This is a genomic window from Paraburkholderia aspalathi (assembly GCF_900116445.1).
In the GTDB taxonomy this organism is placed as follows: Bacteria; Pseudomonadota; Gammaproteobacteria; order Burkholderiales; family Burkholderiaceae; genus Paraburkholderia; species Paraburkholderia aspalathi.
Map to the genome: position 1 here is coordinate 40623 of NZ_FPBH01000032.1, position 12273 is coordinate 52895.

The 12273-nt window shown below is 61.1% G+C and carries 11 protein-coding genes; 3 read left to right on the forward strand and 8 right to left on the reverse strand.

The window, feature by feature from the left end; all coding sequences use genetic code 11:
* Nucleotides 1-5: 5 nt before the first annotated feature.
* Together BM438_RS35560 and BM438_RS35565 are read right to left on the reverse strand one after the other, a co-directional pair.
* The gene (locus BM438_RS35560; RefSeq protein ID WP_054038698.1) at nt 6-1250 is read right to left on the reverse strand and encodes a sarcosine oxidase subunit beta family protein; all 1245 of its coding nucleotides are present in this window, start codon (nt 1248-1250) and stop codon (nt 6-8) included.
* A 46-nt stretch (nt 1251-1296) separates the two neighbouring features.
* Nucleotides 1297-2691: an L-serine ammonia-lyase gene (locus BM438_RS35565; RefSeq protein WP_093644463.1), complete on the reverse strand. Its 1395-nt coding sequence runs from the start codon at nt 2689-2691 to the stop codon at nt 1297-1299.
* A 252-nt stretch (nt 2692-2943) separates the two neighbouring features.
* Between BM438_RS35565 and BM438_RS35570 the strand changes: the two genes are divergently transcribed.
* Nucleotides 2944-4026, forward strand: coding sequence for a GlxA family transcriptional regulator (locus BM438_RS35570; RefSeq protein WP_093644465.1), 1083 nt, complete (start codon nt 2944-2946; stop codon nt 4024-4026).
* A gap of 91 nt (nt 4027-4117) precedes the next feature.
* On the opposite strand, the gene BM438_RS35575 is transcribed toward BM438_RS35570, so the two are convergent.
* The 4 genes from BM438_RS35575 to BM438_RS35590 form a co-directional block, all read right to left on the reverse strand.
* Nucleotides 4118-5053, reverse strand: a complete 936-nt coding sequence (locus tag BM438_RS35575) for a choline ABC transporter substrate-binding protein (RefSeq protein WP_093644467.1) — start codon at nt 5051-5053, stop codon at nt 4118-4120.
* 113 nt (nt 5054-5166) lie between these two features.
* On the reverse strand, nt 5167-6168 hold the full coding sequence (locus BM438_RS35580) for a GlxA family transcriptional regulator (protein ID WP_093644469.1): 1002 nt from the start codon (nt 6166-6168) through the stop codon (nt 5167-5169).
* A 7-nt stretch (nt 6169-6175) separates the two neighbouring features.
* Nucleotides 6176-7078 (reverse strand): choline ABC transporter permease subunit, encoded by a 903-nt coding sequence (gene choW, locus BM438_RS35585; protein ID WP_093644471.1) that lies wholly within the window; start codon nt 7076-7078, stop codon nt 6176-6178.
* Nucleotides 7071-8249: a quaternary amine ABC transporter ATP-binding protein gene (locus BM438_RS35590; protein WP_093644473.1), complete on the reverse strand. Its 1179-nt coding sequence runs from the start codon at nt 8247-8249 to the stop codon at nt 7071-7073. The genes choW and BM438_RS35590 overlap by 8 nt, the downstream gene beginning before the upstream one ends.
* 553 nt (nt 8250-8802) lie before the next feature.
* Between BM438_RS35590 and BM438_RS35595 the strand changes: the two genes are divergently transcribed.
* Nucleotides 8803-9123 (forward strand): hypothetical protein, encoded by a 321-nt coding sequence (locus BM438_RS35595; protein ID WP_093644475.1) that lies wholly within the window; start codon nt 8803-8805, stop codon nt 9121-9123.
* Nucleotides 9124-9243: 120 nt separating this feature from the next.
* Nucleotides 9244-9525: a hypothetical protein gene (locus tag BM438_RS35600; RefSeq protein ID WP_093644477.1), complete on the forward strand. Its 282-nt coding sequence runs from the start codon at nt 9244-9246 to the stop codon at nt 9523-9525.
* 122 nt (nt 9526-9647) lie between these two features.
* Here BM438_RS35600 and BM438_RS35605 read toward each other — a convergent pair whose 3' ends face one another.
* Complete coding sequence (locus BM438_RS35605; RefSeq protein ID WP_093644479.1) at nt 9648-10943, reverse strand: MFS transporter; 1296 nt, start codon at nt 10941-10943, stop codon at nt 9648-9650.
* Nucleotides 10944-11042: 99 nt separating this feature from the next.
* The gene (locus BM438_RS35610) at nt 11043-12137 is read right to left on the reverse strand and encodes a tartrate dehydrogenase (RefSeq protein ID WP_093644481.1); all 1095 of its coding nucleotides are present in this window, start codon (nt 12135-12137) and stop codon (nt 11043-11045) included.
* Nucleotides 12138-12273 lie beyond the last annotated feature (136 nt).

Here is a 12273-nt window from a genome sequence, read left to right on the forward strand (position 1 = left end):
GTGCGTTAGTGGGCAACAGCGGCAGCGCCGTGCTCGTCGATCAGGTGGCCGGTGTAAAAACGATCCAGCGAGAACGGCGCGTTCAGCGGATGCGGCTCGTCCTTCGCGATCGTGTGTGCATAAGCCCACCCCGACCCAGGCGTCGCCTTGAAGCCACCCGTACCCCAGCCGCAATTGAAATAAAGCCCCTTCACGTCGGTCTTGCTGATAATCGGGCACGCATCCGGCGATACATCCACGATGCCGCCCCACTGGCGGTTCATCCGCACGCGCGAAAACACCGGGAACATTTCGACGATCGCTTCGAGCGTGCCTTCGATGATCTGGAAGCTGCCGCGCTGACCGAAGCCCGTGTACTGATCGACGCCCGCGCCAATCACCAGGTCGCCCTTGTCGGACTGGCTGATGTACGCGTGCACCGCGTTCGACATCACCACCGTATTGACGACCGGTTTGATCGGCTCGGAGACCAAAGCCTGCAAAGGATGGCTCTCCAAAGGCAAACGGATACCCGCCATATCGGCGAGCGACGACGTATTGCCCGCCGCGACCACCGCGACCTTCTTCGCCTTGATGAAACCCTTGGTGGTATCCACGCCAACCACCTGGCTACCGTCGCGGCGAATCCCCGTGACCTGGCAGTTCTGCACGATATCGACACCATGCTGATCCGCGCCGCGTGCGAAGCCCCACGCTACTGCATCGTGTCGCGCCACACCGCCGCGACGTTGAATCGACGCCCCGAGCACCGGATAGCGGCTGTTCAGATTGATGGTCGGCTCGATTTCCTTGATCTGCTCCGGCGTGAGGAACTCGGCATCCACGCCATTCAGCCGGTTTGCATTCACGCGGCGCTCAGTATCGCGCACGTCCTGCAGCGTGTGCGCGAGGTTCATCACGCCGCGCTGGCTGAACATCACGTTGTAGTTCAGGTCTTGCGAGAGACCTTCCCACAGCTTCATCGCCTTCTCGTACAGAGCGGCCGATTCGTCCCAAAGATAATTCGAGCGCACGATGGTCGTATTGCGCGCGGTATTGCCGCCGCCGATCCAGCCTTTCTCCAGCACGGCGATATTGCGCACGCCATGCTCCTTCGCGAGGTAATAGGCAGTGGCGAGGCCATGCCCGCCGCCGCCGACGATCACGACGTCGTATTCACGCTTAGGCTCGGGGCTCTTCCACTGACGCTCCCAGTTCTCGTGATACGACATCCCGTTGCGCAACAGGCTGAATATCGAATAGCGGCTCATTGTTGGTCCTTTGGGTCCTGTTGTTACTCTTTGATTCTCAACTTGTTCAACACTCGATGACGTTCACGGCGAGTCCACCGCGCGACGTCTCCTTGTATTTGGTCTTCATATCCGCGCCGGTTTCACGCATCGTCTTGATCACGTTGTCCAGCGACACGTAGTGCTGGCCGTCGCCCTTCATCGCCATGCGCGCCGCGTTGAGCGCCTTGATCGCGCCCATCGCGTTGCGTTCGATGCAGGGAATCTGCACGAGGCCGCCAACCGGGTCGCAAGTCATGCCGAGGTTGTGTTCCATGCCGATCTCGGCGGCGTTTTCCACTTGCGTCGGCGTGCCGCCCATCACGGCGGCAAGCGCCGCGGCAGCCATCGAGCACGCAACGCCGACCTCGCCCTGGCAGCCCACTTCGGCGCCCGAGATCGAGGCGGTTTCCTTGTAGATGATGCCGATCGCCGCGGCCGTCAGCAGGAAGGTGACGATGCCCTCGTCGTTCGACGCATGCATGAACTTCACGTAGTAATGCAGCACCGCCGGAATCACACCGGCCGCGCCGTTGGTCGGCGCCGTGACGACGCGCCCACCCGCTGCGTTCTCTTCGTTCACGGCCATCGCGTAAAGGTTGACCCAGTCGAGCATCGACAGCGGATCGCGCAGCGACTCTTCCGAACGCGAACGCAATTGCGCGCACAGGTCGGCGGCGCGGCGCTTCACATGCATCGGGCCGGGCAACTCGCCACGCACCTTGCAGCCACGCTCGACGCAGGCGGACATGACGCGCCAGATCGTCAGCAGCCCTTCGCGCACTTCCTGTTCGGTACGCGACGCGCATTCGTTGCGCAGCGTCACCTGCGCGATCGACAAACCGGTTTCGCGGCACACACGCATCAGATCGTCGCCGGTCCGAAACGGAAACGGCACCTCCGCCCCAGCGCGCAAGCCATTGACGCGGTCGCCCTCGCGATTGATCACAAAGCCGCCGCCGATCGAGTAATACTCCTTCTCCACCAGCAACTGGCCGTTCTCGTCGAAGGCCTGAAAACGCATGCCGTTCGGATGCACGATGCTCGAGCCCGGCGCGCCCGGCATCAACTTGCGGAAGAAGCCGAGTTGCTCGCGCTCGTCGAATTTGACCGGATGCTTGCCGAGCAGCACCAGTTGCTTCGTTTCGCGAATCGCCTGCAGGCGCGGTTCGATCACGTCCGGGTCGATCAGGTCGGGTAGATTGCCTTCAAGGCCGAGCAGGACCGCCTTGTCCGTGCCATGCCCTTTCCCGGTCGCGCCGAGCGAGCCGAACAGCTCGACCTTGACGCGCCGCACGAAGCTCAGCAGATTGGCGTCTTCGATATGCGAGGCAAAACGGCAAGCAGCAATCATCGGCCCGACGGTGTGCGAGCTTGAGGGACCGATGCCGATCTTGAACAGATCGAAGACGCTGACGTTCATGACGTGCCTTATACGTTGCGATACCTTGGGTGCCGGGTTTGGCTTGAACTAGCCCCTATTGCACCGCACGTCAAATTGGACCGATAGAATAAAAACGGCATGACAGTGGGATAGTGGCGTCAAGCGGGCCGCCGGCCAAGCGCTGCGGCGGATTTGCGATGACTTCTGACGCATTTGCGACATGAGCCGCTTAAGCGTCCCTGTCCCCGGTGCTATGCTTGTTTCAACCCCTTTCCCTTGCTGGCTGCATGCATGAATTCCGCTGAACCGCTTCCCCTTCAATCGATCGACGGCACCTCGAAGCAACGCATCCGCTTCGGCATCATCCTGCTGCCGAACTTCACGCTGACGGCGTTCTCGGGTTTCGTCGACCTGTTGCGCCTGTCCGCGGACGAAGGCGACTTCAGCAAGCCCGTGCGCTGCTCGTGGAGCGTGATAGGGGAAACCCTCGCTCCGGTGCGTGCCAGTTGCGGGATCCAGATCACGCCGTGGGAAACATTCGACAACGCCGAGCCCTTCGATTACGTCGTTGTGGTGGGCGGCCTGCTGCATTCAGGGCCGGCTGCGAACGATGCGACGCTGGCCTTCATCCGCCGCGCCGCCGCCACGGATGCAACCCTCGTCGGCATGTGCACCGGCGTGTTCTCGCTGATGCGCGCGGGCGTGCTGGAAGGCCACCGCATCTGCGTGAGCTGGTTTCACTACTGGGATTTTATCGAGCGCTTTCCGGCGGTCAACGAGGAGGCGTTGGTGGCGGATCGGCTATTTGTGATCGACCGCCGACGCATTACGTGTTCCGGTGGGCGGGCGTCGATCGACGTGGCGGCCGCGATTCTGCTGCGCCACTTCGAAACGGCCACGGTGCAGAAGGCGCTGCGGATTCTGCTGGTGGACGATATGCAGAAGGGCAACGCACCGCAGCCGCATCCACCTGGGTTGGCACCTGCCGCGCATCCAAAGGTGAAGCGCGCGATTCTGCTGATGGAACAGCATGTGGGGCGATCGCTATCGCTCGATGAACTGGCGCGCAAACTCGATCTGTCGCCGCGGCAGCTCGAAAGGCTCTTCAAGGCGCAAACCGGTAAGGCGCCTCAGGCCTACGCGAAGCAGGTGCGTTTGCGCACTGCCGCCTGGCTGTTGACGAGTTCGGATAAAACGGTAGCGGATATCGCGTCGAGTTGCGGCTTTTCCGATGCCTCGCATCTGGGCCGCGAATTCCGCAAGCAGTTCGGTTTGCCGCCGATGATGTACCGCGAGCAACGCGGTACGGCGGCTGAAGTCGATGACGGTTCAGGCTATGACGAAACCTTTCCCGGACGGGCTCAGGCGATTTGAGCGAGCCATTCGTTGATTTGTTGTCCGGGTTTTTCAGTCCCGCTTTCGCGCCGCCGGAACGGCGCGAAAGCTAAACCCAAACTCTCAAACTTCATTTCCCAGCAACATAAGCCTTCACCGCCGGCAACCCATCCTTCCCATCAAAGGTCTTCACACCGGCAAGCCACTTGTCGAGCACAGCCGGATTCGCCTTCAGCCAGTCCTTCGCCGCTTTGTTCGGATCCGTCTTGTTCATGATCGGCAGCATCACGTGGTTTTCGATATCCGTCGTGAACTGCAGGTTCGACACGAGCTTCGCGACGTTCGGGCAACGCGTCGAGTAATCGCTCGGCGTGACCGTCAGCACTCTGGCTTCGCCGTAGTTCGGGCCGAACACGTCGTCACCGCCGGACAGATAATCGATCTTCATCTGCACGTTCATCGGATGCGGTTCCCAACCGAGGAACACGATCGGCTTCCTGGCGCGAACTGCGCGATTCACTTCGACCAGCATGCCTGCCTCGCTCGACTCCACCAGCTTGAACTTGCCAAGACCGTACTGGTTGCTGTCGATCATCTTCTTGATCAGCGCATTGCCGTCGTTACCCGGCTCGATACCATAGATTTTGCCGTCGAGCTTGTCGTAGTTCTTCGCAATGTCGGTGAAGGTTTTGATGCCCGCCTGATACGCGTAATCCGGCACGGCCAGCGTGTATTTCGCTCCGGTCAGGTTCGGCGTCGGCAGCACGGTAAGCTGGCCGGCCTTCTTGAACGGATCGATCATCGGGTCCATGGTCGGCGACCAGTAGCCGAGGAACACGTCGATCTGCTTGCTCTTCACACCCGCAAAGGTGATCGGCACCGAAGCGATCGTTTTGGTCGGCTTATAGCCGAGCCCTTCAAGCACGGTCGAAGCGAGACCGGTCGTCGCCGCGATATCGGTCCAGCCGACGTCGGCGAACCGGACGTCCCGGCAGGTGGCAGGTTCCGCGGCAAGGACAGATGACACCGACAGCGCGCACAACGACGCAGCCCACAAACGTTTCATGGCGTTCCCTTTGGGTGATTGATGCTTTACTGGTTTTAATAATCGAATCGGATTTTCAAAGTGCGACTTCTTGCGTCGACTTTATTGACGTCAACTTACTTATGCAGACTCGTCTACGCCGACAAGCGTCGCTCCACACTCGGCGCGTGACCGAACTGCGCGCGATAGGCCTTGCTGAAATGACACGGCGAATGAAAGCCGCATACTGCCGTTACCCGCGCAATCGATGCATCAGTATTGCGCAGCAGTTCACGCGCACGACGCAAACGCAAGGTCAGGTAATAATGCGTCGGCGATACGCTCAGAAACATCTTGAACATCCGCTGCAAATGACGTTGCGACAGATGCACGAGCCGCGCGAGCTCGTCGAGCGACAACGGCTCTTCGATATTCGCTTCCATCAAGCGCACGACTTCGATTAATTCCGCTCGCGAGAAACCGACCCGTGCATCGACGGGAATATGCTGATAATCCGTCGAGCCACGAATCCGCTCGACGATGAACTGTTCGGACACTTGCGCCGCGACTGCATGGCCGAGGCGCATGCCGACCAGGTTCAGCATCAGATCGAGTGGCGCGGTGCCGCCGGTGCAGGTCATCCGGTCACGGTCGATCACGAACAGTTCGCCGGCAAAACGTACGTGCGGGTAACTCTTGTGCAACGGCGACATGTCTTCCCAATGCACGGTACAGCGATAACCGTCGAGCAGATTCGCGGCCAGCAGTGCGTACGGTCCCGTGCAAATGCCGCCAAGCGGAATGCCCTTCGACGCAACATCTTGCAGCAACGCGATGATCGTCTCGTCCACGTAGTCGCGCACATGCCAGCCGGCGCAGACGATCAGCACATCCGGCATGCCCGCTTCGGCCAGCGTCGTGGTCGGCTTCACGGTGATGCCGTTACTCGCTCGCGCCGGCTCGCCGTCCGGTGTAATCACCGACCATGTGTAGTGCTGCGCGCGGCCCACGTAGTTGGCCATGCGCAGCACCTCGACCGCGCTCGTGAACGCGATCATCGAAAAGTTCGGCAGCGTCAGAAAGCCGAAGTGCGCGAGCCCGGACAGCGGCGAATCGGATGGGGCCTCAACAACTGGAGAGATCGCGTCGCGCTTCATAGGCGGCTCAGCCGTGCTGGGCCGCCGGCGCCCGGCGCACCTTCATGACGCTGCGCAAGCCCGACAACAGAGGCGCCCGCGCCGTACCCGGCGAGCGGCCGAAACTTTCCGTGATGCGGTCGAGAATGATCGCCAGCATCACCACCGAGAGGCCGCTTTCAAAACCCAAGCCGATATCGAGCCGTTGAATACTCGCCAGCACGTCGTTGCCGAGACCGCCCGCGCCGACCATCGAGGCGATGATCACCATCGAGAGCGCCATCATGATGGTCTGGTTCACGCCGGTCATGATCGACGGCAGCGCATTCGGAAACTGCACCTTGTAGAGCAATTGCAAGGGCGTGCAGCCGAACGCCTGCCCAGCTTCGACGATTTCGCGATTCACATGCTTGATGCCGAGCGACGTGAGACGCACAGCAGGCGGCATCGCGAAGATCACCGTGGAAAGAATCCCCGGCACGCGGCCGAGACCGAACAGCATCGCCGCCGGAATCAGGTAGACGAACGCGGGCATGGTCTGCATCAGATCGAGCACGGGACGCACCATCATTTCGACGGTGCGGCTCTTCGCGGTCCAGATGCCGAGCGGCACGCCGAGCAGCAGACTGATCAAGGTCGACGACAGCGTGAGACCGAGCGTGATCACCATCTGATCCCAGAAGCCGGTGCCGTAGATCAGCAGCATCGCCAGCAAGGTGAACAGCGCGAAACGCCAGCCCACCCGCCACAAACCGACACCGACGAAAAACGCCATCAGCGCCCACATCGGTACCGCTTGCAGGCCGTGCTCGATCAGCGCGGCAAAACTCTCGATGACCTTGCCGATCGAGTCGAAGGTTTTAGCGTCGTGGTCGAGCAGGTAATGAACGCCGTGATCGACCCAGGCGCCAAGTGGAATGACTTCAGACATGGGAACCTCGATGGCGCGTGAGAACGTTCAGCACGTTCGTCTTGTTGACCGAACCGCAGTAGGAGCCGTCCGCTTCGACGACCGGCAGCGGCGCACGGCTCGCCACCACGCGCTCGACGACGTCGTCCAGCGGCGTAGTGCGGCGGATGCACTCGATGTGATTGAGCTGCGGCGACGCGCTGCCCATCGCATCGCGGCACACGAAGCCGCGGAACTTGCGCTCGCTGTCGAGTACGAACGCGTATTCGGCGCTGCCGTTAAGCGTGGCGGCCACGCTCGAGGCGTCGATCTGCGGCGAATGCTGCATGAGCGGCACGGCGTCCGTCTGCATCAGGTCGCCGGCCGTCAGATAGCGGCTGGTGTCGATGCCTTCGAAGAACGCGCGCACGTAGTCGTCGGCGGGATTGGTGATGATTTGCTGGGGCGTGCCGACCTGGACGACCTTGCCGCCTTCCATGATCGCGATCCGGGTGCCGATGCGCATCGCCTCTTCCAGATCGTGCGACACGAACAGGATGGTGCGCTGCTGCTCGCGTTGCAGATCGAGCAGCACGTTCTGCATTTCCTTGCGTTTGAGCGGATCGAGCGCGGAGAACGCCTCGTCCATGATCATCAACGACGGGTTGACCGCCAGCGCCCGTGCCAGACCCACACGTTGCTGCATACCGCCGGACAACTGGGCCGGCAGTTTTTGCGCGAACGGCGCGAGGCCGACCTGCTCGAGCACGGTCATGGCGCGCTTCTCGCGCTCCTTCTTGCCGATGCCCGCCACTTCCAGCCCGAACGCGGCGTTGGACAGCACCGTGCGTTGCGGCATCAGCGCGAAGGACTGGAACACCATGCTCATGTCCTTGCGGCGCAGCGCCGTCAATTCCGCGCGCGGCACGCTGGCCACATCGCGGCCGTCGATCAGCACCTTGCCGGCCGTCGGCTCGACGAGACGGTTGATCAGGCGAATCAGCGTCGACTTGCCGGAGCCCGAGAGGCCCATCAGCACGAAGATCTCGCCTTCCTTGACTTCGAACGACACGTTATGGACACCGACTATCTGACCGGTGCGCGCAAAGACCTCTTCTTTGGTTGCGCCGCCTGCCAGCATGCCGATCGCCTGTTTCGGGTTGGTGCCGAACACCTTGCACAACCCTTCGACCACGACCTTGGGGGAATTCATTGAATGCTCTCCTCGCGTGGCGGACGTCCGTCCGCGCTGTGCATACATAGTTGCCAGAAAAAAGTACGCCTAGCCGACTATTTGCGACAAGCACATGTGGAAATGCGACACCGCCAGTGCGCGGGCGCTGGCTGGTGGCGGGCGAAGCCCTTCTGGTAAAGGGTTTGCGGGGTGTTGGAGTGGGTGGCCGTCCGTGTCGCGCCAGAGCAAGTGAGGGCCGCCTGGAGGGGAAAAAAGTCTGTGCGGATGACGTGGCAGGCGCATTTTGCCGCAACGCAGCAAGCGCACCGCTCCTCAGCGGGCGTTGTTGCGCGTCCGCGAGCTGGACCCCATGATCAATGATCGAGGCCCCATGACGGGCGCGAACCACCTGCAGCAGACGGTCTGTCCGCGAAAAATACCAGATCGCAAGATTAGGGCAACCTTAAGGCTGCGCGCCGTTACTCCGTGTTACCAATCTCGCATCCCTCTTGCACCTGCAAACCGCGGCCCTGCCTAAACTGCGCACCATCTTCACTGTCATCGCCCGCCACCATCGGGCGAAAAGAAAAACATGCGCAAGAACCTATTATCAGTGATTCTCGGCGGCGCGATATTAATGGCTTCCACAGCCGCTTCCGCGCACGTCGATGTGGGCATCGGCATCGGCATTCCCGGGCCGGTTTTCGTGCCTGCCCAGCCGGCCTACATTGCGCCTCCGCCGGTCGTTTATGCGCCCCCGCCCGTGGTGGAATATGGCTACGGCTACGGCGACGACTGGCGTGCCCGTGAATGGCATGAGCGGCAGGAGTGGCGCGAACGGCGGTGGCGCCACCATGAGCATGAGGAGCACGAACGTGAATGGCGTGAACGCCATGGTTGGGATGGGGATTGAAAATGCGGAAGAAAGTTGTTTGAGCGCCCCTAAGGAGAAGTTAAGGAAAGCTTCTTATTCTGTGGGTACGCGTCGACCGGAATGGTCGACGTGGCACCATCACACTATTGGAGAGCCTTCATGAAAGCACTCAAACACGTCATGCTCATTGCTTCGATCGTCGCCATCCCTACCCTGTCGTTTGCGCAGCAGATGAACGCACCGATGAACGATACGACACCCGCACCGACCGTCTCGATGCACGACACACAGAACAATCAGGCAGGTACGCAATATCAGCAGCCCTCGCACAAGATGTCGGGCTACGGTGACAGCTCAGGTTACGGCGCACCCCCAACAAGCTTTTCGCAATCTTCGACGATGCATTTCGCGGGTAAGGACTCGCGACTGTTCAAGCATTGAATACGCGCGATGATGCCTTGCCCTTCCGCGCTAATCATTATTCGCACCGGGTCATTGGACAACAACTGGCGCGGGAGCGAGGCACATCGTCAATCAGGAAGCCAATCAGAAACCTGGCGAGATCATTGCGGCGCAGGCGCCGCCCGATATCCTCGCCGGCCGACAGCCAACGCGAGCATGGCTGATACCGCAAGACTTGCCGCTACGACATAAAGTCCGGCGGCATATCCCCCCGTCACACTCTTCAGCCAGCCGATCGCAAACGGACCGACGAAGCCGCCGAGGTTGCCGATCGAGTTGATCATGGCGATACCGGCTGCCGCACCGGCGCCAGAGAGAAAGGTACTCGGCATGGCCCACAGCGGCGCCTTGGCCGCGCTGATGCCCACGTTCACGAGGATCAGTGCGAGCACCACCCCAAGGACGGTATCCGCAAAGCCTGCCCATGCGAGCCCGATGCCGGCAGCGACGCACGGAATCACGACATGCCACGTGCGCTCGCCAGTGCGATCCGAATGGCGCGCCCACATCACCATGCCGATCACAGCCAGCACGCTGGGAATCGCGTTCAACGCACCGGTACCTAGTGCGCTAAAGCCGAATTGACGAATGATCAACGGCGCCCACAGCCCGAGCGTATAAAGTCCCGCGGAGGTGCCGAAGTAGATCATCGACATGATCCACACCCGCGGGTCGCGCAGCGCGGCGAGTGCACCCGCAGCGTGGCCTGCCTGCGACTCTCGTCCCGCGCGTTCTTCGCGCAGCGTTGCGACGAGCCACGCTTTCTCATCGGCGGCAAGCCACTTCGCCTTTTCCGGCGAATCGGTGAGCGCTTTCAGAACCACGAACCCGAGTACGACGGCTGGAATTGCTTCGATGAGGAAGAGCCATTGCCAGTCTTTCAAGCCGAACAGGGCCGGCATCTGCATGATGGCGCCTGAAATGGGCGATCCGATTGCGGTCGACAAAGGTGCGGCCGCCATGAACGCGGCCGCCGCGACTGCGCGCTGCCGTGCAGGAAACCACTGGCTGAGATAAAGAATGATGCCGGGGAAGAAACCGGCTTCGGCCACACCGAGCAAAAAGCGCAGCGTATAGAACGAATTCGGCCCGACGACAAACGCGGAGGCCGCCGACACCAGCCCCCACGTCACCATCACGCGTGCAATCCAGATGCGTGCACCGACCTTGTTCAGAATGAGGTTCGAGGGCACTTCGAACAGAAAATACCCCAGAAAGAAGATGCCGCCGCCGAGCCCGAACATGGTCGGCGAGAGGCCGAGGTCCTTGTTCATCGTGAGCGCGGCAAAGCCGACGTTCACGCGATCGAGAAAGCTCACAAAATAAAGCAGCATGACGAAGGGCAAAATGCGCCACGTCAGCTTGCGAACCACACGGGCTTGCAATTCATTGGCCATGCCAGTCTCCAGTCTTTGAATCGCCCGTGACGTAGTCGTCCGGGCGTTTTGTTTTTGTCTAATGCGGGCGTTGTGTATCGCGTACTACGTCTCGCGTGCTCAGGCGGCCTTGAACTCCGTCGCTGGTTTCGCGGCGAGGATGGCGCAGACGGCATCGGTCACCTGCACGGTCGTGGCCGTTCCGCCGAGGTCGCCCGTGTGCAACGACGGGTCGGCCGTGATGCGTTCGATCGCGCTCATCAATTGCTGGGCAGCGGCCATCTCGCCGAGATGCTCGAGCATCATCACAACCGACCAGAACGTGCCGACCGGATTGGCGAGACCCTTACCCATGATGTCGAAAGCGGAACCGTGAATGGGTTCGAACATCGAGGGATAGCGGCGCTCGGGGTCGAGATTCGCGGTCGGTGCGATGCCGAGGCTGCCGGCCAGTGCCGCTGCCAGATCGCTGAGAATGTCCGCGTGAAGGTTCGTGGCGACGATCGTGTCCAGCGTGGCCGAACGGTTGACCATGCGCGCGGTGGCCGCGTCGACGAGTTCCTTGTCCCATTTGACGTCAGGAAATTCCTTTGAGACTTCCAGGGCAATCTCGTCCCACATCACCATCGCGTGGCGTTGCGCATTGCTCTTGGTGATTACCGTCAGCAGCTTGCGCGGCCGCGATTGGGCGAGGCGGAACGCGAATCGAAGAATGCGCTCGACGCCCGCGCGGGTCATCATCGAAACATCGGTGGCGACTTCGATCGGATGGCCTTGGTGTGCACGTCCGCCTACGCCGGAATACTCACCCTCCGAGTTCTCGCGAACGATGACCCAATCGAGATCCTTCGGCCCACAACGTTTCAACGGCGCGTCGATGCCGGGCAGGATGCGGGTGGGACGCACGTTCGCATACTGATCGAAGCCCTGACAGATCTTCAGGCGCAAACCCCAAAGCGTCACGTGATCGGGAATATGCGGGTCGCCTGCCGAGCCGAACAGAATCGCATCCTTGTTGCGGATGGCATCCAGCCCATCGGCCGGCATCATCACACCGTGCTGGCGGTAGAAATCGCCGCCCCAGTCGAAATTCTCGAACTCGAACTGGAAGGCGTCGCTTCGCGCAGCGATGGCTTCGAGAACCTGTTGGCCCGCGGGCACGACTTCCTTGCCGATGCCGTCGCCGGGAATGGTTGCGATGCGATAGGTTTTCACGGGCGTCTCCTTGGTGTTGAACGTATGGCTGCATCCTAGAATGACAACCGCACGCGAAAACGCTGCTAGACTCAAAGCATCCTTAACCTGAAGTTAATAATGGGCTGCTCGACGGCCCGCTCGTTGGCCCACTCAA

What these genes read in the sequence shown, in the direction of transcription:
- BM438_RS35570 (WP_093644465.1), top strand. Translation starts at nt 2,944, where the DNA reads ATGAATTCCGCTGAACCGCTTCCCCTTCAATCGATCGACGGCACCTCG.
- BM438_RS35590 (WP_093644473.1), bottom strand. Translation starts at nt 8,249, where the DNA reads ATGAATTCCCCCAAGGTCGTGGTCGAAGGGTTGTGCAAGGTGTTCGGC.
- BM438_RS35600 (WP_093644477.1), top strand. Translation starts at nt 9,244, where the DNA reads ATGAAAGCACTCAAACACGTCATGCTCATTGCTTCGATCGTCGCCATC.
- BM438_RS35565 (WP_093644463.1), bottom strand. Translation starts at nt 2,691, where the DNA reads ATGAACGTCAGCGTCTTCGATCTGTTCAAGATCGGCATCGGTCCCTCA.
- BM438_RS35575 (WP_093644467.1), bottom strand. Translation starts at nt 5,053, where the DNA reads ATGAAACGTTTGTGGGCTGCGTCGTTGTGCGCGCTGTCGGTGTCATCT.
- BM438_RS35595 (WP_093644475.1), top strand. Translation starts at nt 8,803, where the DNA reads ATGCGCAAGAACCTATTATCAGTGATTCTCGGCGGCGCGATATTAATG.
- BM438_RS35605 (WP_093644479.1), bottom strand. Translation starts at nt 10,943, where the DNA reads ATGGCCAATGAATTGCAAGCCCGTGTGGTTCGCAAGCTGACGTGGCGC.
- BM438_RS35560 (WP_054038698.1), bottom strand. Translation starts at nt 1,250, where the DNA reads ATGAGCCGCTATTCGATATTCAGCCTGTTGCGCAACGGGATGTCGTAT.
- choW (WP_093644471.1), bottom strand. Translation starts at nt 7,078, where the DNA reads ATGTCTGAAGTCATTCCACTTGGCGCCTGGGTCGATCACGGCGTTCAT.
- BM438_RS35580 (WP_093644469.1), bottom strand. Translation starts at nt 6,168, where the DNA reads ATGAAGCGCGACGCGATCTCTCCAGTTGTTGAGGCCCCATCCGATTCG.